The organism is Bradyrhizobium rifense, assembly GCF_008123425.1.
GTDB lineage: Bacteria > Pseudomonadota > Alphaproteobacteria > Rhizobiales > Xanthobacteraceae > Bradyrhizobium > Bradyrhizobium rifense.
On record NZ_VSSS01000035.1, the window covers coordinates 17,911 to 35,624 of the forward strand.

The 17,714-nt window shown below is 64.7% G+C and carries 18 protein-coding genes; 14 read left to right on the forward strand and 4 right to left on the reverse strand.

Translation table 11 applies throughout. The annotated features are described in order from the left end of the window. The 9 genes from FXB40_RS23530 (at position 1) to FXB40_RS23570 (ending at position 9,246) form a co-directional block, all read left to right on the forward strand. Positions 1 to 465, forward strand: coding sequence for a GNAT family N-acetyltransferase (locus tag FXB40_RS23530; protein ID WP_187437090.1), 465 nt, complete (start codon positions 1 to 3; stop codon positions 463 to 465). Positions 466 to 551: 86 nt separating this feature from the next. Continuing rightward, positions 552 to 1,595, forward strand: coding sequence for a LacI family DNA-binding transcriptional regulator (locus tag FXB40_RS23535; protein ID WP_148774588.1), 1,044 nt, complete (start codon positions 552 to 554; stop codon positions 1,593 to 1,595). A gap of 95 nt (positions 1,596 to 1,690) precedes the next feature. Next, positions 1,691 to 3,145, forward strand: coding sequence for a xylulokinase (gene xylB / locus FXB40_RS23540; protein WP_148774589.1), 1,455 nt, complete (start codon positions 1,691 to 1,693; stop codon positions 3,143 to 3,145). After that, positions 3,146 to 4,468: a xylose isomerase gene (xylA, locus tag FXB40_RS23545; RefSeq protein ID WP_148774590.1), complete on the forward strand. Its 1,323-nt coding sequence runs from the start codon at positions 3,146 to 3,148 to the stop codon at positions 4,466 to 4,468. It begins immediately after the preceding gene. A gap of 8 nt (positions 4,469 to 4,476) precedes the next feature. Next, entirely contained in the window at positions 4,477 to 5,235 is a 759-nt protein-coding gene (locus FXB40_RS23550; protein ID WP_148774591.1) for an ATP-binding cassette domain-containing protein, read from the forward strand. Next, entirely contained in the window at positions 5,235 to 6,305 is a 1,071-nt protein-coding gene (locus FXB40_RS23555) for an ABC transporter permease (protein WP_148774592.1), read from the forward strand. The genes FXB40_RS23550 and FXB40_RS23555 overlap by 1 nt, the downstream gene beginning before the upstream one ends. Positions 6,306 to 6,398: 93 nt before the next feature. Beyond that, positions 6,399 to 7,331: a sugar-binding protein gene (locus FXB40_RS23560; RefSeq protein WP_148774593.1), complete on the forward strand. Its 933-nt coding sequence runs from the start codon at positions 6,399 to 6,401 to the stop codon at positions 7,329 to 7,331. 85 nt (positions 7,332 to 7,416) lie between these two features. Beyond that, positions 7,417 to 8,394 (forward strand): aldo/keto reductase, encoded by a 978-nt coding sequence (locus FXB40_RS23565; protein WP_148774594.1) that lies wholly within the window; start codon positions 7,417 to 7,419, stop codon positions 8,392 to 8,394. A gap of 3 nt (positions 8,395 to 8,397) precedes the next feature. Beyond that, positions 8,398 to 9,246, forward strand: a complete 849-nt coding sequence (locus FXB40_RS23570) for an amidohydrolase family protein (RefSeq protein WP_148774595.1) — start codon at positions 8,398 to 8,400, stop codon at positions 9,244 to 9,246. 183 nt (positions 9,247 to 9,429) lie between these two features. On the opposite strand, the gene FXB40_RS23580 is transcribed toward FXB40_RS23570, so the two are convergent. The 4 genes from FXB40_RS23580 to FXB40_RS23595 all read right to left on the reverse strand — a co-directional run bounded on the left by FXB40_RS23580 (position 9,430) and on the right by FXB40_RS23595 (position 12,991). Further along, complete coding sequence (locus FXB40_RS23580; protein ID WP_148774596.1) at positions 9,430 to 9,795, reverse strand: nuclear transport factor 2 family protein; 366 nt, start codon at positions 9,793 to 9,795, stop codon at positions 9,430 to 9,432. 153 nt (positions 9,796 to 9,948) lie between these two features. Next, positions 9,949 to 10,299, reverse strand: coding sequence for a RidA family protein (locus FXB40_RS23585; protein WP_148774597.1), 351 nt, complete (start codon positions 10,297 to 10,299; stop codon positions 9,949 to 9,951). Between the two features lie 100 nt (positions 10,300 to 10,399). Continuing rightward, positions 10,400 to 11,317: a CE1 family esterase gene (locus FXB40_RS23590; RefSeq protein ID WP_148774598.1), complete on the reverse strand. Its 918-nt coding sequence runs from the start codon at positions 11,315 to 11,317 to the stop codon at positions 10,400 to 10,402. Between the two features lie 3 nt (positions 11,318 to 11,320). Beyond that, complete coding sequence (locus FXB40_RS23595; protein WP_148774599.1) at positions 11,321 to 12,991, reverse strand: FAD-binding dehydrogenase; 1,671 nt, start codon at positions 12,989 to 12,991, stop codon at positions 11,321 to 11,323. Positions 12,992 to 13,240: 249 nt separating this feature from the next. Here FXB40_RS23595 and FXB40_RS23600 point away from each other — a divergent pair, with 249 nt between their 5' ends. The 5 genes from FXB40_RS23600 to FXB40_RS23620 all read left to right on the forward strand — a co-directional run bounded on the left by FXB40_RS23600 (position 13,241) and on the right by FXB40_RS23620 (position 17,539). Further along, positions 13,241 to 13,762 carry a hypothetical protein gene (locus tag FXB40_RS23600; protein ID WP_187437089.1) on the forward strand — a complete coding sequence of 174 codons (522 nt, stop codon included), beginning with the start codon at positions 13,241 to 13,243 and terminating at the stop codon, positions 13,760 to 13,762. Between the two features lie 110 nt (positions 13,763 to 13,872). Then, on the forward strand, positions 13,873 to 14,067 hold the full coding sequence (locus tag FXB40_RS23605; protein WP_148774601.1) for a hypothetical protein: 195 nt from the start codon (positions 13,873 to 13,875) through the stop codon (positions 14,065 to 14,067). Between the two features lie 24 nt (positions 14,068 to 14,091). Further along, positions 14,092 to 14,682, forward strand: coding sequence for an SCO family protein (locus FXB40_RS23610; protein ID WP_148774602.1), 591 nt, complete (start codon positions 14,092 to 14,094; stop codon positions 14,680 to 14,682). A 92-nt stretch (positions 14,683 to 14,774) separates the two neighbouring features. Then, positions 14,775 to 15,710, forward strand: coding sequence for a transporter substrate-binding domain-containing protein (locus tag FXB40_RS23615; RefSeq protein ID WP_148774603.1), 936 nt, complete (start codon positions 14,775 to 14,777; stop codon positions 15,708 to 15,710). Positions 15,711 to 15,895: 185 nt separating this feature from the next. Then, positions 15,896 to 17,539: a lysine--tRNA ligase gene (locus tag FXB40_RS23620; protein ID WP_148774604.1), complete on the forward strand. Its 1,644-nt coding sequence runs from the start codon at positions 15,896 to 15,898 to the stop codon at positions 17,537 to 17,539. Positions 17,540 to 17,714: the final 175 nt, after the last annotated feature.

Sequence of the window (17,714 nt, forward strand, 5' to 3'; positions counted from 1 at the left end):
ATGCAGATCCGCACCGGCGACACCTTCGATCCGCGCGTTGTCGCGCTGCTCGACCATCACGTCACCGCGGCGCGGGCGCAGACTGCCCCTGGCAGTGCGCATGCGCTCGATCTCGCAGGGCTCCGTGCGAGTGATGTCGCGTTCTGGACCGGTTGGGACGGCGAGACGCTGGTCGCGACCGGCGCGCTGAAGACGCTGTCCGCCGACCACGGCGAGGTGAAGTCGATGCACACGGTCCAGACCACGCGCCGCCGCGGCTTTGGCGGTCTGATGCTCCGCCACATCATCGCCGAGGCGCGCAAGCGCGACATCATGCGCCTGAGCCTCGAGACCGGCTCGTGGGACTATTTCAAGCCGGCGCACGCGCTCTATCAAGCGCACGGCTTCGTGCTGTGCGGCCCGTTCGAGGGCTACGCCGAGGACTCCAACAGCCTGTTTCTGACACTCGATTTGAGCGGCCACTAAAGCCGGCCGCAACCGGGGCTCGAAAAGATCGTCTTGCCCCTCAAAATGAGTTGCGTACCTCAAAACACCTCTGCTAGCCTTCAGGCATGGCCGTAGAGACCGTCTCCGCCGCGCTGACGCTAAAGGACATCGCCCGCGAGGCCGGTGTCAGCCTGGCGACGGTCGATCGCGTCCTGCATAATCGCCCCGGCGTTCGGCCGGACACGGTCCGGCGCGTCCAGGAGACGATCGCGCGCAATGCCTTTCACCCGCATGTGGCTGCCGCCGAGCTCGCCCGCGGCCGCGCCCGCCGGTTTGCCTTTGTCATGCCGACCGGGGCGAACCCGTTCATGCAGCAGATCGAGGCCTATCTCGGCGAGATGTCGGCCTGGCTCTCGGCCCGCCGTCTCAGCGTCGAGCTGATCAATACGGACGTGTTCGATCCGTCCGTGCTCGCGGCGTCGCTCGAAACGCTCTCGGGCGACTATGACGGCGTTGCCGTGGTGGCGCTGGATCATCCCGGCGTTCGCGCTGCGATCAACGATCTCGTCGATGCCGGCACCAAGGTGGTGACGCTGGTCTCGGACGTGCCGTCGTCGCGCCGCCACCATTATGTCGGCATCGACAACATCGCGGCGGGCCGCACCGCCGGCGCGCTGGTCGGGCGGCTGGTCGGCGAAAAGCCCGGCAAGGTCGCCATCATCGCGGGATCGCAGGGCCTGCGCGACCATGCCGAGCGCATTTTTGGCTTCAATCAGGTGATGGCGTCGGAGTTTTCGCGCCTCGACATCCTGCCTCTGCTCGAGGGGCGCGACGACGACGACCGCTCCGAGCAGCTGATATCGCGGTTGCTCGACAAGCATCCTGACATCATCAGCCTCTACAATGTCGGCGCCGGCACGCAAGGCGTGGCCAAGGCCCTGACCGAGGCTGGCCGCGAGAAGCAGATCGTGTTCATCGCCCACGATCTCACCGCGATGACGCGAAGGCTGCTGCTGCAGGGCACGCTGGATGTCGCGATCTCGCAGAACCCGGGGCACGAGGCGCGCGCCGCCGTGCGCGTGCTGCTGTCGCTTGCGCGTAACGAGCCGATCTTGAGCGAACAGGAGAATATCCGCATCGACATCCTGATGCGGGACAATCTGCCGTAGCCGCAAGGCGCGGTGCTTTGTGTTTTGGAGTGAGTGACTGCGGAAAGCGCGACGTCAGTTCGTGCACCGCGTCAAGCGTTAAGGGAGGGACGAGTTTGTATCTCGGATTGGACATCGGCACGTCCGGTGTGAAGGCGGTGCTCGTGAGCGAAGCCGGCGCGGTTGTCGCGACGGCATCGCGCGAGCTTGCGCTGTCGCATCCGCAGCCGCTGTGGTCCGAGCAGGATCCCGATTCCTGGGTCGATGCGGCGATCGGTGCGGTCGATGATCTCGCCGCCACGCATCCGCGTGATGTTGCTGGCGTGCGCGGCATCGGGCTGTCAGGCCAGATGCATGGCGCGACGCTGCTCGGTTCGGACGGGCGCCCGCTGCGGCCTGCGATCCTCTGGAACGATGGTCGCTCGCACGCCGAATGCATCGAGCTCGAGCGCCGCTGCCCCTCGCTGCACGTCATCGCCGGCAATCTGGCGATGCCCGGCTTCACCGCGCCAAAATTGCTCTGGGTCGCCCACCACGAGCCAGGCATCTTCGAACGCGTCGCAAAAGTGCTGCTGCCAAAGGCCTATGTCCGCTATCGCCTCACCGGCGAGATGGTCGAGGACATGTCGGACGCCGCTGGTACGTTGTGGCTCGATGTCGGCCGGCGCAGCTGGTCGGCGGAGCTGCTACATGCCACCGGACTCGATCTGCATCACATGCCGCGCCTTGTCGAGGGCAGCGAGGTGAGCGCTGTGCTCGCGGGCGAATTCGCGCAGCGCTGGGGCATGGTGAAGGACGTCGTGGTCGCCGGCGGCGCCGGTGACAATGCCGCGAGCGCGATCGGGCTCGGCGCGATCGCGCCCGGCGATGCGTTTTTGTCGTTGGGAACCTCAGGTGTGGTGTTCCGCGTCACCGATCGCTTTGCGCCCGCGCCCGCCTCGGCGGTGCATGCATTCTGTCACGCGCTGCCGGGTCTCTGGCACCAGATGGGCGTGATGCTGTCGGCAGCGGCCTCGCTCGCCTGGCTCGCCGGTGTGATGGAGACGCCCACAGCGGCGCTACTCGAGCCGCTTGGCGAGTGTGTCGAGGGGCCGAGCCCTATCAAATTTCTGCCCTATCTCGACGGCGAGCGCACACCGCACAACGACGCCGCCGCGAGCGGTGCCTTCGTGGGGCTGCGCGCTGCGACCGGCCGCAGCCAGATCGTCCAGGCCGTGCTTGAAGGCGTCGCCTTCGCCGCGCGCGACAATCTCGCGGCGCTGAGCGCGGCGGGCGGCGCGATCACTGAAGTCGATCTCGTTGGCGGCGGCTCGCGCTCGCCGCTCTGGGCGCAGATCTGCGCCGACGTGCTCGGCATTGCCGTGCACCGCGTCGAGGAGGGCGAGGTCGGCGCCGCGCTCGGCGCTGCGCGGCTCGGTCGGCTGGCTGCCACCGGCGAGGCCCCCGCGCAAATCTGCACCCGGCCGCGACGGCTCGCCAGTTTCGTGCCCCGCGCCTCCGCAGCGTCCGCCTATGACGAGGCCTATCGCCACTGGCGCGCGCTTTACCCCGCATTGAAGGAGAGTCTTTAAGTGAACGCGTCAGCCAAATTCTTCGATGCAAGCACGCCTGTGGCCTTCGCTGGCAAGGATACGGGAAATACGCCCACCTTCCGCTGGTACGACAAGGACCGCATGGTTCACGGCCGCAGGCTGGAGGACCATCTGCGCTTCGCCGTCTGCTACTGGCATTCGTTCTGCTGGCCAGGTGCCGATCCCTTCGGCGGCGAGACGTTTCTGCGGCCGTGGCACCACGGCTCTGATCCGATGGCGATGGCGCGCGCCAAGGCCGACGTCGCCTTCGAGCTGTTCCGCCTGCTGGATGTGCCCTTCTTCACCTTCCACGACGTCGATGCGGCGCCCGAAGGCGCCTCGCTCAGCGAATCCGTCGCCAATCTCAACGCGATCGCCGATCTGTTCGAAGCGAAGATGGCCACGGCAAAAGTCCGCCTGCTCTGGGGCACCGCAAACCTGTTCACGCATCGCCGCTACATGGCGGGTGCCGCGACCAATCCGGACCCGGAGATTTTCACCTATGCCGCCGGCCAGGTCCGCGCCGCGCTGGAGGTGACGCACCGGCTCGGCGGCCAGAACTATGTGCTGTGGGGCGGCCGCGAGGGCTACGAGACGCTGCTCAACACCGATCTCAAGCGCGAGCTCGATCAGCTCGGCCGCTTCGTCTCGCTCGTGGTCGAGCACAAGCACAAGATCGGCTTCAAGGGCCCGATCCTGATTGAGCCGAAGCCGAAGGAGCCGACCAAGCATCAATATGATTTCGACGTCGCCACCTGCTACGGCTTCCTCGCGCGCTACGATCTGCTCAAGGACGTCAAGCTCAACATCGAGCAGAACCACGCCATCCTCGCAGGCCATTCCTTCCATCACGAGGTCGCGCTCGCCGAGGCGCTCGGCGTGTTCGGCTCGCTCGATATCAACCGCGGCGACGATCTGCTCGGCTGGGACACCGACCAGTTCGCGATGAATGTGGGTGAGCTGGCGCTGGTGTTCCACGAGATCCTGAACCGCGGCGGCTTCACCTCGGGCGGGCTCAATTTCGACGCCAAGATCCGCCGTCAGTCGATCGATCCCGACGATCTCATTCATGCCCATGTCGGCTCGATGGACGCCTGCGCGCGGGCCTTCCTCGCTGCCGCCGACATGCTCGATGCCGGGGCACTCACAACGCCGCTCGCCGACCGCTACGGTGGATGGGCGGGAGCCGAGGGCCGTGCCATTCTCGGCGGGCAGCGTTCGCTCGCCGATCTCTCCGATCGCGCACTGGGTCCTGGCTTCGACCCGCAGCCACGCTCGGGACGGCAGGAATATCTGGAATCTCTCGTTAACCGCTACGTTTGAGGTCGCTGATGGCAAGTGCTGACACAACACCGGTCCTCGAACTCTCCGGCATCGGCAAGGAGTTCGGCGCCATCCGCGCGCTGCATGATGTCGATATGCATGTCCACCCGGGCGAAGTGGTCGGCCTGATGGGCGACAACGGCGCCGGCAAATCGACCCTGGTCAAGATCATCGCCGGCAATTTCCGCCCCAGCCACGGCGAAATCCGCTTCGGCGGCAGCGCGGTCCATTTCAACCGGCCCATCGATGCACGCGGGGTCGGGATCGAGGTCGTCTATCAGGACCTCGCACTGGCCGACAATCTGACTGCCGCCGCCAACGTATTTCTCGGCCGCGAGCTGAAGCGCAAATTCGGGCCCATCGCTTTGCTTGATCACAAGGCCATGGCGTCGCGTGCGCTTGAGCTGTTCGGCGAGCTGCGCTCGGAGACGCGCCCCGACGATCTCGTCAAGCAGATGTCCGGCGGCCAGCGCCAGGCGGTCGCGATCGCGCGGACGCGTCTCTCCAATGCAAGGCTGGTGATGATGGACGAGCCGACCGCCGCGATCTCGGTCCGTCAGGTCGAGCAGGTATTGGGCCTGATTCACCGCCTGAAAGAGCAGGGCGTCGCCGTGATGCTGATCTCGCACCGCATGCCGGACGTGTTCGCGGTGTGCGATCGCGTCATCGTCATGCGCCGCGGCGAGAAGCGGGCCGACAAGCCGATCCACGAGACCTCGCCCGAGGAAGTCACCGCCCTCATCACCGGCGCGAAGGAGGCGGCGTAATGGCCATGCCCTTGGAATCCCCGATCACCTTCTCGAACGTCAGCAAGGTCAAATGGTGGCGGCGCGGCATCTTCGCCTCCCAGACCGGCTACGTCCTGCTGGCGCTCCTGGTGCTGATGGTCGTGATGCATTTTGCCAGCCCCTATTTCTTCACCGAGGGCAATATGCAGAACGTGGCGAAGAACTTCTCCTTCATCGCCATCGCCACGCTCGGAATCACTTTCGTCATCATCACCGGCGGCATCGATCTCTCCGTCGGCTCGATGATGTGTTTTTCTGCGATGATCACCTCCATGGTCATGGTCGAGCTGTCGGCGCCCGGATTGGCGTTCGTCCATTTGGCCGCCGACGGCAAGACCGTCGTCGCCAATGTGCCCGGATTGATCTTCGTGATCTCGGTGCTTGCGGGGCTGTGCGCTGCGTTGATCGTCGGGCTCGTCAACGGCTTCTGCATTGCGGTGCTCGGGCTGTCGCCCTTCGTCACCACGCTCGGCATGCTCTCGATCGTGCGTGGGCTCGCCTATGTCGTCTCGAACGGCCGCGGCAGCTTTCCCGGCGGCCCGGACGCCGATTATTTCTATGCGCTGACATCGGGTGACGTGCTCGGTGTGCCCGCTCCCTTCATCTACCTGATGATACTCGCAGCCGTGATGGCGGTCGTGCTGCATCACACCAGTTTCGGCCGCCACGTCTTCGCGCTCGGCGGCAACGAGAAAGCGGCGGAGTTGACCGGCATCCCGGTCGTGCGGGTGAAGATCGAGGTCTACGTGATCTGCGCGCTCGCCGCGGGTCTCCAGGGCATCATCATCTCCGGTTGGCTCGGCTCGGCGCCGGCCAACATGGCGACCTCCTACGAGCTCAACGTGATTGCGGCCGCCGTGATCGGTGGCGCCAATCTGGCCGGCGGCATCGGCGGTCCGCTCGGTGCCATCGTCGGCTGTGTGTTGCTCGAGGTGATCCGCAACGGCCTCGTGCTCGCGCAGGTCAACTCCTACTGGCAGCAGACGCTGGTCGGCGTGATCATCATCCTTGCCGTGCTGGTCGACCGCATCCGCTCGCGCATGACTTAACCAGTTACTCCGGAAGGACAACGAAACATCGTCTATCCGCCTGCCGGGGCATCACATCACAAATGGATAGGCAACAAAGTGTGGAGGGAAGAAATGAAGAAGCTTCTGTTGGCCGGCGTGACCATCGCGATGATGGCGACCCCGGCATTTGCCCAGACCTACAAGTTCGCCGTCGTGCCCAAGGCGATGAACAATCCGTTCTTCGACGTGGCGCGCGACGGCTGCATGAAGCGAGCCAAGGAACTCGGCAATGTCGAGTGCATCTATAAGGGGCCGATCGAGCACGAGCCGGCGACGCAGGCGCAGATCATCCAGGACTTCATCACCCAGAAGGTGGATGGGCTCGCAATCTCGGTTGCAGACGTCGCGGCGATGACCAAGTCGATCGACGCAGCGGCTGCGGCCGGCATTCCCGTCATCACGTTTGACGCGGATGCGCCGGGTTCGAAGCGGCAGGCCTATATCGGCACAAACAACAAGGACTTCGGCGTCGCGCTTGGCAAGCAGTTGCTCCAGCTTCGGCCGGACGGCGGCAAATATGCCATGGTCTCCGGTGGCCCGGGTGCCAAGAACCTTGCCGAGCGCGTCGACGGTGTCCGCGAAGCGCTCAAGGGCTCGAAATGGGTCGAGGTCCAGGGTTCGCCGACCTTCTGCAACGACGACTTCACGCTCGCGATCCAGCAGATGTCGGACCTGCGCACCGCGACGCCCGACCTTGCCGCGATCATCCCGGTCGGTGGCTGGCCGATGTTCGCGCCGGAAGGTTTCAAGGCTTTCGTCAACAAGAACAAGAAGGATATCGACGCCGGCAAGTTCACGCTCGTCGTTGCCGATACGCTGAAGATGCAGCTCGAACTGCTGCGCGATGGTTACTCCAACGCGCTCACCGGCCAGCGCCCATTCGAAATGGGCGAGAAGTCGATGGACACCCTGCTGGCGATCAAGAAGGGCCAGAAGGTTCCGGAAACGATCTACACCGGCCTCGACCTGGTGACGAAGGATAACGTCGCTCAACTGTTGAAGTAGGAACGTTACCAGCCCAACGTTCCTGCGCTACACTCCCTCTCCCGCTTGCGGGGGAGGGAGTGCTGCTGATTGGAAGGAGATTGCAATGAAGCGTACGCAATTGGCTAACGGCCTCGATGTTACGGCAATCGGCCTTGGCTCGGCGCCGCTCGGCGGCCTGTTTTCTGCGGTCAGCGATGCGGACGCGGAAGCCACCGTCGCGAAGGCCTGGTCGCTCGGCGTCCGCTTCTTCGACACCGCGCCGCTCTACGGCTTTGGCCTCGCCGAGCGCCGTTTGGGCGCGTTCCTGCGCCAGCAGAAGCGGGACTCCTTTGCGATCTCGACCAAGGTCGGCCGGCTGCTGCATCCGGATGCCAGTGCGGCCGAGGACGATGACTACAAGGGCGCGCCTGCGCTGCGGCCGCAATTCGATTTCAGCTATGACGGCGTGATGCGTTCGGTCGAGGAAAGTCTCGACCGCCTCGGTCTCGATCGCGTCGACGTGCTGCTCGTGCACGATCCCGACGATCACTATGACGCGGCCGTCAGCGGCGCCTTCCGCGCGCTGATGCGCCTGCGCGCCGACGGCACGGTCAAGGCGATCGGTTCCGGCATGAACCAGTCGGAGATGCTGACGCGTTTCGCCGAAGCCGTGCCGGTCGACTGCTTCCTGCTCGCCGGCCGCTATACGCTGCTCGACCAGGGCGCGCTGGATGCGCTGTTTCCGGTCTGCGCGGCGAAGAACATCGGCATCCTGCTCGGCGGCATCTACAACAGCGGCATTCTGGCCAATCCGCACAGCGGCGCGAAGTTCAATTACCGGGATGCCGACGCGGCACTCGTGGTGCGCGCGCTGGAGCTCGACCAGCTCTGCCGCAAGCATGGTACCGAGCTGAAGGCTGCCGCGCTCCAGTTTTGCATGGCCCATCCGACCGTGACGGTCGCCTTAATGGGGGCGCGCAACGCGGCAGAGGTCACCGACAGCATCGCAATGTCGGAGCACACGGTGCCTCCAGCCTTCTGGCAGGAGCTGCGTGCGAAAAACCTCGTCGACGCGCGGGCGCCGCTGCCGGGCGGAGCGTGAGACATGGCCATCGACGCGCACCAGCATTTCTGGGATCCCGCGCGCGCGGACTATCCCTGGATGGAGGGACCTGAACTCACGCCGATCCGCCGTGCGTTCGGGCCCGCCGATCTTGCTCCGCTGCTGAAGGCGAATGGCATCGACGCGAGCATCGTGGTGCAATGCCGCTCGTCGCTCGAGGAGACCGAGGAATTCTTGGCGGTTGCGCATGCCACGCCTTCGGTCATCGGTGTCATCGGCTGGGCCGATCTGACCGATGCAGCGCTCGGTGGCACGCTTGATCGCCTGCACGGCTTGCCGGGCGGCGCAAAGCTGGTCGGTATCCGCCACCAGGTCCACGACGAAGCCGATGCCGACTGGCTGTTGCGCGCGGACGTCCAGCGCGGACTAGCGGCCGTGTTCGCCCGCGATCTCACCTATGACTTGCTGGTCCGCACCCGCGAGCTCCGCGCCGCGATCGCGACTGCAAAAGCCTTTCCGCAAGGACGTTTCGTGCTCGACCACGCCGCAAAACCGCCGATCGCCGATGGCGGCAGCGCCGAATGGTCCGACCGTATCGCGTCGCTTGCGGCCTGCGACAACGTCTGGTGCAAGGTCTCGGGTCTCGCGACGGAAGCGAAGTGGACCGATTGGGACGCCGAGCGGCTGTTTCCGTTCGTCCAGCACGTCGCGAATTGCTTTGGCGAGGACCGCCTGATCTTCGGCTCGGACTGGCCGGTGTGCCTGCTGGCGGGCAGCTATGGTGACATCAAGAGCGCGCTGGAGGCGTGCCTGGCGAAGCTAGGGCCGCAAGCGCGCGAGAAGACGTTTGGCGTGAATGCGAAGCGGGCGTATCGGCTGGCCGTGGGATGATGGGCGCAAACTGGCGCCCACCCACACTTGTCGTCCCGGCGAACGCCGGGACCCATAACCCCAGGGAGGAGTTTGGTGAAGATCTGTCGTTCGGTACTCCCACCTTCCGCGATCGAGAAATCACGCGGTATGGGTCCCGGCGTTCGCCGGGACGACGGCTGTGATTGAGGAGGCAGCACGCCCTCACACCCCCGCGGGCACCTGATCCAGACATCCCGTGATGCTCCTGATCCGCCCGTCCTTCAGCACGGCGAAATCCGTCCCCTTGATCGGGCTGTCGACGCCATCGGGTCCAAGCCCCCAGCTGAAGCGGACATGGTCGCCGTAGCCATTGGGCTCGCCGATCAGGCTGAACTTGAAGTCTGGAAAGCGCTGCTGGACGCCTGAGATCAGCGCATCGATGCCGTCCTGGCCGTCGCCCTTCATCAGCGGATCGACATAGCTCGCATCCGCCGTCCAGTTCTCGTTGAGCAGTTCGCGACGGCGGCCGGCTGCGCGCTCGTTCCAGAGATCGATGTAGCGGCTGGCGATGGTGACGTGGTCGGTCATGAGACTCTCCTTCGATGGCGCCGTGTGGTCCGGCAGACCTGACTATCGAAGGTTCGCGCACGAGGATCGATTACCTCGGAGATCATGCGTCCGCAAAAAAGAGCGCGATGATGGTCTCATCGCGCTCCTTTCGGATGTCGGTTCTGCGCGAATTTACTTCGCCGCCGTGACCATGATCTCGACGGTGTATTGCGGCGCGGCCAGCTTGGCTTCGACGGTGGCGCGGGCCGGGGTGTTGCCGGGCGACACCCAGCCGTCCCACACCGCGTTCATCTCCTGGAACGTCTTCATGTCGGTGATGTAGATCGTGGCCGACAGCAGCTTCGACTTGTCGGTGCCGGCCTTGGCGAGATGGCCGTCGATGGTCTTCAGGATGTCCTGGGTCTGCTTGGTCACGCTTTCGCCGGCCGCATTGTTGGCGACGACGCCGGCGAGATAGACGGTGTTGCCGTGCACGACGACCTGGCTCATGCGCGGGCCGGTTTCAAAACGCTGGATGCTCATTTACGGGGTCTCCTGATGGGAATGGCGGCTCTCTCTAGCGCAGCGGCCTGCGCTGTGCCACCCCGGCAACGCATACGGCTCTCGCGAAGCATGCGCTTATTCAGCGAAACTGGCTGAAGAAAGCCCAAATCGTCTCGGCGCCGTCGATATCGCCGTTCTGCGGCCCGAGCAGGCCGGTTGCGACCTTCGGGAAGCGGGCGTCCGGCGCAAATCCGGGCATGCGGTGGCCGCCGCCGTTGACGCGATAGAGCAGGACGTCCAGCCCTGCAGGGCAGTGTGATGTGATCCGCGTGACGCTGGATTGATCGTTGGGCGCCTTGTCGGGGAGATCAGTCACGCTGGCGTCGTCGCTCTCGCAGCCATTGAGCTCGCGCCAAAATGCCACGGTCTTCTCGGTGGACCAGAACCCGTCTGCGGCAAAATAGCTCGATCCGCGTCCACCCTCGTAAGGGATCAGCGGATCGGCTGTGCCGTTCATGATGAGCATCGGCAGCGGCCGCGACGGATGGCAGGTGACGGCGGTCTCATCGGTGAGGTTCATGATCACGCTGGCGCCGGCCACAAACAGATCGGCGCGCGCACAGACCAGCGTCATCACCATGGCGCCGCCGTTGGAGACGCCGGTGACATAGACGCGTTTGGCATCGGCCGTACCGTCGGCCACCAGCTTCTCGACCAGCTTCGCGATAAAGGCGACGTCATCGGTGCCTGCGGGCGGTCCGCGCAGTTCAGGTCCTGCCTTCGTCCGCGCATCGGCCCAGGCATGGTTGAGCCCATCGGGAAACACCACGGCCAGCCCCTCGCGTTTGGCGACCTGCGGCCATGCCGTCCGCGTGATCATATCGGCGCCGCGCTGGGTCTTGCCGTGCAGCACGATCACGAGCGGCGCCGGTTTTTTCGCCGGCAATTGTGCGGTGTAGGACCGCATCACGCCGTTGACGTCGATCGTGTCGGCGGATGCGGCTGGCGCTGCGGCGAGTGCCGCAACGAGCACCCCGATATGCATCCCACACCGCATGATCTATCCCACCGCTTTCGCCGCCGCACGGCCGGCATTGCGGCCCGAGAACAGGCAGCCGCCGAGGAAGGTGCCCTCCAGCGAGCGATAACCGTGCACGCCGCCGCCGCCGAAGCCGGCGGCTTCGCCGACCGCATAGAGGCCGGGAATGACGCTCCCCTCAGCGCCGAACACGCGCGAGTCGAGATCGGTCTCGAAACCGCCCAGCGTCTTGCGGGTGAGGATGTTGAGCTTGACCGCGATCAGCGGCCCCTGCGCGGGATCGAGAATACGGTGCGGTGACGCCGTGCGGATCAGCTTGTCGCCGATGTAACGCCGCGCATTGTGGATGTTCATCACCTGCGCGTCCTTGACGTAGGGGTTGGCGATCTCACGGTCGCGCGCCTCGATTTGCATCCTGATCTCGTCGAGCTTAAGCAAATCATTATCGGCGAGCTTGTTCATGGCGGCGACGAGATCCTCGATATTGTCGCGCACGATGAAGTCGACACCGTGGCTTTTGAACGCCTCCACCGGCGCCGGCGCGCCCTTGTTGGTGGCGCGGCGCAACGTCATGCGCCAGCTTTTTCCGGTGAGATCGGGATTCTGCTCCGAGCCCGACAGCGCAAATTCCTTCTTGATGATGGCCTGCGTCAGGATGAACCAGGAATAATCATATCCGGTGGACATGATGTATTTGAGCTGGCCGAGCGTATCGGACCCCGGGAATAGCGGCGCCGGCAGCCGCGTGCCTGTGGCGTCGAACCACATCGAGGACGGGCCGGGCAGGATGCGGATGCCGTGGCGCGGCCAGATCGGTGACCAGTTCTGGATGCCCTCGACATAGTGCCACATGCGGTCGCGGTTGATCAGCCGCGCGCCTGATTTTTCGGTGATGCCGATCATGCGGCCGTCGACATGCTCGGGCACGCCGGAGATCATGAATTTTGGCGGCTCGCCGAGTCGCTGCGGCCAGTTCGCACGCACCAGGTCATGATTGCCGCCGATGCCGCCGGACGCCACGATCACGGCCTGCGCCTTCAGCGCGAACTCGCCGACGACAGTGCGTGATGAGCTCTTGCCGCGCTCGACGTTGTCTGGCGCGAGAATGGCGCCGCTGACGCCATCCACCGTGCTGTTGGTGATCGAGAGTGCATCGACGCGATGGCGGAACCTGAAGATCAGCCGGCCGCTCTTGGCGGCGTCGCGCGCGCGGCGCTCGAACGGCTCGACGATGCCGGGGCCGGTGCCCCAGGTGACGTGAAAGCGGGGCACCGAATTGCCGTGGCCCATCGCGTCATAGCCACCACGCTCGGCCCAGCCGACCACGGGAAAGATGCGATGCCCCATCGCGCGCAGCCAGGCGCGCTTCTCGCCGGCCGCGAACGCCACATAGGCCTCGGCCCATTGGCGCGGCCAGAAATCCTCGTCGCGATCGAAGCCGGCGGCGCCGAGCCAGTCCTGCATCGCGAGGTCAAAGGAGTCCTTGATGCCGAGCCGGCGCTGTTCCGGCGAGTTCACCAGAAACAATCCGCCGAACGACCAGAACGCCTGGCCGCCGAGCGACTGCTCGCCCTCCTGATCGACGACGATCACGCGCTTGCCGGCATCGGCGATCTCGGTCGCCGCCACCAGTCCCGATAGTCCGCCGCCGACGACAATGACGTCAGCCTGCTCAGTCGAATGCCCGGCCATGAGTTCCCCCCTGTAGTTGTCCGGATTGAAGCCAGCGGTTGCAACTGAGATCAAGGGCTTGTCGCGTAAGACATCATTAACTTGTTCCAGTTTGGGACCGGGCCGGCCCCAGTGCAGCGCGGACGCAACACTGGATTTGAATTTGTTTTGAGCGAGCCGGCGTGCCTAGACAAAACCTTGGTTACGACAGACGCTAGCGATGCATCACCACCTGACACACAGATTCGAATTCGACTGGGGCGGGGGCCAATGAAGTTTCTGACGGGGTTGCTTGCGGCGGTTCTCCTGGTCGCTTGCATGGGGGCGTCTCACGCGGTGGTTCGGATCGCGGACGACCGCGGCGGCCGGATCGGAACCTACGTCGACAAATACCAGGACCTGCGCCAGTCCGGCGACACCGTCATCATCGACGGCCTCTGTGCCTCGGCCTGCACCATCGTCCTCGGCGCCATCCCGCACGACCGCATCTGCGTCACCGCGAGCGCGACGCTCGGCTTCCACGCCGCCTGGGATTTCGGCGCCAATGGCCGCGCCGTGACCAATGCTGAAGCGACCCAGATGCTCTATGCGATGTATCCCTCGCAGGTGAAGCGCTGGATCAACCAGCGCGGCGGCCTCACGCCGCACATGCTGTTCCTGAGGGGCAGGCAGCTCCAGGCCATGTACAAGCCCTGCTACCTGGACGCGCAAGCCTCGGCGATCAAGCCGTCGCGCCGGTCTCTCCCGCAAGTGGAACAGCTCGAATCCGCCCGGGGCCAGCTGCTTCACTGACATCCTCAGCATGACGGGATCCTTTTGGCCCGCCAGCGGTGCCTTGCCCGCTGGCGGGCCAAAGCCTATCTGAAAGGCAGGGAATCGGGGCCTTCGCCCCGGTCGTTGTCATGGCTCAACCACTGCATCCGGCGCATCCGCTAGAGGACAATTCGCCCACTGCCGGGCGCACGCCGTCCGTGCTGCTGTGGGGCGGCGCGTGTGTCGGTGGGCTCATGGTTATCGGCGCGCTCGCGCTCTGGTTCCATTATGGCTCCCAGGTGTTCTTCGAAATGATCAGGACCGGCTTTGCCGCCTGCTTCTGACCCGCGACAGGAAGTTTTCCGCTCATGAGTTCTACCGCCCGTCCGCTGGTGATCGCGACCGCCTTCGCCTCAAGCCTCGTCGTCGGTCTGCTGGTGCTGTTCTGGGCCATGGGCGGTGTCAGCAAGGTGGCGCAGCCGGCCGCGATCGGCGGCCCGTTCCAGCTCACCGACCAGGCCGGCAAGGCCTTCACCGACAAGGACCTCAAGGGCAAGCCGACCCTGATCTTCTTCGGCTACACCCATTGCCCTGATGTTTGTCCGACCTCGCTGTTCGAGATGTCGGAAGTGCTGCGCGCGATGGGCAAGGATGCCGACAAGGTCAACGCCGTCTTCATCTCGGTCGATCCCGAGCGCGACACGCCCGCGACGATGAAGGATTATCTCTCGAGCTTCGATCCGCACCTCGAGGGCCTCAGCGGCGATCCCGCCGAAACCGCCAAGGTGATCACCTCCTACCGGGTCTATGCCAAGAAGGTCCCGACCAAGGACGGCGACTACACCATGGACCACACCGCTCTGATCTATCTGATGGACCGCGACGGCCGTTTCGTCTCGCCGTTCAACCTGAAGCGGACCCCGGAAGAGGCCGCGGCCGAGCTGAAGCGGTATCTCTGAGGCCTCCGGTTAACTGCAATCGGCGCTCGCGTTCCCGGCCGGATGGTCTATAAGGCCCTCCGATCCCAACGAAATTCGTTCATTTCCGGCCGATGGCTCCATCGCAACAGGCGAAATCGTCCAAATCTGCCCGTGGCTTGCTGACGGGGCTGGTCGTCGCCGCGTGCCTGCTCGCGAGCCTGCCCGGCGCACGCGCGCAGGCTCCGGCCAAGCAGCCCCCTGCCGCGCCTCAAGCCACGACCCAGGTCGCGCCTCAAGCTGCCCCCCAGGCCGTACCCGGCTTCTGGGACCCGCGGAGGCGCCCGGAGCGGCCGGATTTGTCGCGCCTGACCGTGATCCGCTTCCTGACCGAGACCGACTACCCGCCGTTCAACTACACCGGCGCCGATGGCAATCCGGCCGGTTTCAACGTCGATCTCGCGCGTTCTCTTTGTGAGGAGATCAAGGTCACCTGCACGGTGCAGATGCGCCGATTCGAGACGCTGGTCGATGCGCTCACCTCGAACCGTGGCGATGCGATCATTGCGTCCATGGCGGTGAGCCCGCAGCTGCGCGCGCGCGTCGATTTCACCGATCCCTATTACCGCGTGCCGGCGCGCTTTGCCTCGCGCAAGGACGCGGTGATGCCGGAGATCCGGCCCGAATATCTCGAAGGCAAGAAGGTCGGCGTCATCGCGGGCTCCGCGCATGAGGCCTATCTCAAGGCGATGTTCACCGACGCCGAGCTGCACGGCTATCCCGATGACGATGCGTTGCGCGCCGCGCTCCGCAAGGGCGAGGTCGATTTCATCTTCGGCGACGCAATCTCGCTGGCGTTCTGGATCAACGGCACCGATTCCGGCGATTGCTGCGCCTTCTCCGGCGGCCCCTTCGTCGAGAGCCGCTTCTTCGGCGAAGGCATCGGCATCGCCGTGCGCAAGGGCAACGACGTGCTGCGCCAGGCCCTGAACTGGGCGCTGTTCCGCGTCTGGGAAAAAGGCCGCTACACGGATCTGTGGCTGCGGTATTTTTCGGTGAGCCCGTTTTAACCCGGGCGCTGCTCCCTCCGCCGTCATTGCGAGGAGCTCTTGCGACGAAGCAATCCAGACGGTTTCCTCGGAAAGATTCTGGATTGCTTCGCTTCGCTCGCAATGACGGTGGAGGCGGCTGCGTCGCCCCACAAAATTGCATTCTGCCCGGAAATCGCTATTTTCCGCGGCCCGGAGGCCCCTTGATGTCCGTTACCGATCCCAACATGAGTCCGAGCGATCTTCGCGTGCTCGCCGAACAATCCAACGCCTGGCCGTTCGAGCAGGCGAAGGCCATTGTCGCGCGGCTGAAGAAAAGCCCGAAGGACGAGGTGCTGTTCGAGACCGGTTACGGCCCGTCCGGCCTGCCACACATCGGCACGTTCGGCGAGATCGCGCGCACCTCGATGGTGCGCCATGCCTTCCGCGTGCTGACCGAGGACAAGATCAAGACGCGCCTGCTCGCGTTCTCCGACGACATGGACGGCTTCCGCAAGGTGCCGGACAACGTGCCGAACAAGGATCTGCTGGCGCAATATCTGGGGCGGCCGCTCACCGCGGTGCCCGACCCGTTCTCGAACGAGCATCCGTCGTTTGGTGACGCCAACAACGCGCGCCTGCGCGCGTTTCTGGATCATTTCGGCTTCGACTACGAGTTCGCAAGCTCGACCGTCTATTACAAGTCCGGCCGCTTCGACGCGACGCTGCTCAAGATGCTCGCCGCCTACGACAAGGTCATGGACATCATCCTGCCGACGCTCGGACCCGATCGTCGCGCCACCTATTCGCCGTTCCTGCCGATCAGCAAGACCACCGGTGTCGTGCTGCAAGTGCCGATGATCCGCCGCGACGTCGCCGCGGGCACGGTGACTTACGTCGACCCCGATACGAACGAGGAAGTTGAGACGCCGGTGACCGGCGGCAACGTCAAGTGTCAGTGGAAGGCCGACTGGGCGATGCGCTGGGTCGCACTCGGCGTCGACTACGAGATGGCCGGCAAGGACCTGATCGATTCCGTGAAGCTATCCGGCGCCATCGCCAAGGCGCTCGGCGGCACGCCGCCCGAAGGTTTTAATTACGAGCTCTTCCTCGACGAGCAGGGCCAGAAGATCTCGAAGTCGAAGGGCAATGGCCTCACCATCGACGAATGGCTGCGCTACGCCTCGCCGGAATCGCTGACGCTGTTCATGTATCGCGAGCCGAAGGCGGCGAAGCGGCTGTATTTCGACGTCATCCCGCGCAATGTCGACGACTACCAGCAATTCTCGGACGGCTTTGCTAAACAAGATGACAAGCAGCAGCTCGGCAATCCGGTCTGGCACATCCATTATGGCCATCCGCCGAAGGCCGACATGCCCGTCACGTTCCAGTTGCTCTTGACGCTGGTGTCGTCGTCGAATGCGGAGAATGCCGAGACGCTGTGGGGTTTTATCGGCCGCTACCGTCCCGGCGTGTCGCCGCAGACGCATCCCAAGCTCGACGCGATGGTCGGCTACGCCATCAACTATTATCGCGATTTCGTCGCGCCGACGAAGCAGTTCCGCCAACCGAGCGACGTTGAGCGCGCCGCGTTGCAGGATCTGCGCGATGCGTTGTCGCAGCTCCCGGCGGACGCCTCCGCCGAGGACATCCAGAACGTCGTCTACGAGATCGGCCGCCGCGATCCCTTCCTCGACCAGGTCAAGAAGGGCAAGGACGGTCGCCCCGGCGTCACGCTCGACTGGTTCAACATGCTCTACCAGGTGCTGCTCGGCCAGGAGAAGGGCCCGCGCTTCGGCTCGTTCGTGGCGGTGTATGGCGTGCAGAACGCGGTCAACATGATCGACGGCGCGCTGGCGCGGAGTGCGTGAGTGGGAGTTGATCGCCGCTCCATACTCCGCTGTCGTCCCGGCGAACGCCGGGACCCATACCGCGTGATCTATCGTGGAATGGCGGTCGTCGTCCCGAAGAACGCGTAACTCCTACCCTTCGCAAAAGTTCTCCCTGTGGTTATGGGTCCCGGCGTTCGCCCTAGGGCATGCACAT

What these genes read in the sequence shown, in the direction of transcription:
- FXB40_RS23530 (WP_187437090.1), top strand. Translation starts at nt 1, where the DNA reads ATGCAGATCCGCACCGGCGACACCTTCGATCCGCGCGTTGTCGCGCTG.
- FXB40_RS23535 (WP_148774588.1), top strand. Translation starts at nt 552, where the DNA reads ATGGCCGTAGAGACCGTCTCCGCCGCGCTGACGCTAAAGGACATCGCC.
- FXB40_RS23550 (WP_148774591.1), top strand. Translation starts at nt 4,477, where the DNA reads ATGGCAAGTGCTGACACAACACCGGTCCTCGAACTCTCCGGCATCGGC.
- FXB40_RS23555 (WP_148774592.1), top strand. Translation starts at nt 5,235, where the DNA reads ATGGCCATGCCCTTGGAATCCCCGATCACCTTCTCGAACGTCAGCAAG.
- FXB40_RS23560 (WP_148774593.1), top strand. Translation starts at nt 6,399, where the DNA reads ATGAAGAAGCTTCTGTTGGCCGGCGTGACCATCGCGATGATGGCGACC.
- FXB40_RS23565 (WP_148774594.1), top strand. Translation starts at nt 7,417, where the DNA reads ATGAAGCGTACGCAATTGGCTAACGGCCTCGATGTTACGGCAATCGGC.
- FXB40_RS23570 (WP_148774595.1), top strand. Translation starts at nt 8,398, where the DNA reads ATGGCCATCGACGCGCACCAGCATTTCTGGGATCCCGCGCGCGCGGAC.
- FXB40_RS23580 (WP_148774596.1), bottom strand. Translation starts at nt 9,795, where the DNA reads ATGACCGACCACGTCACCATCGCCAGCCGCTACATCGATCTCTGGAAC.
- FXB40_RS23585 (WP_148774597.1), bottom strand. Translation starts at nt 10,299, where the DNA reads ATGAGCATCCAGCGTTTTGAAACCGGCCCGCGCATGAGCCAGGTCGTC.
- FXB40_RS23590 (WP_148774598.1), bottom strand. Translation starts at nt 11,317, where the DNA reads ATGCGGTGTGGGATGCATATCGGGGTGCTCGTTGCGGCACTCGCCGCA.
- FXB40_RS23595 (WP_148774599.1), bottom strand. Translation starts at nt 12,991, where the DNA reads ATGGCCGGGCATTCGACTGAGCAGGCTGACGTCATTGTCGTCGGCGGC.
- FXB40_RS23600 (WP_187437089.1), top strand. Translation starts at nt 13,241, where the DNA reads ATGAAGTTTCTGACGGGGTTGCTTGCGGCGGTTCTCCTGGTCGCTTGC.
- FXB40_RS23605 (WP_148774601.1), top strand. Translation starts at nt 13,873, where the DNA reads ATGGCTCAACCACTGCATCCGGCGCATCCGCTAGAGGACAATTCGCCC.
- FXB40_RS23610 (WP_148774602.1), top strand. Translation starts at nt 14,092, where the DNA reads ATGAGTTCTACCGCCCGTCCGCTGGTGATCGCGACCGCCTTCGCCTCA.
- FXB40_RS23615 (WP_148774603.1), top strand. Translation starts at nt 14,775, where the DNA reads ATGGCTCCATCGCAACAGGCGAAATCGTCCAAATCTGCCCGTGGCTTG.
- FXB40_RS23620 (WP_148774604.1), top strand. Translation starts at nt 15,896, where the DNA reads ATGTCCGTTACCGATCCCAACATGAGTCCGAGCGATCTTCGCGTGCTC.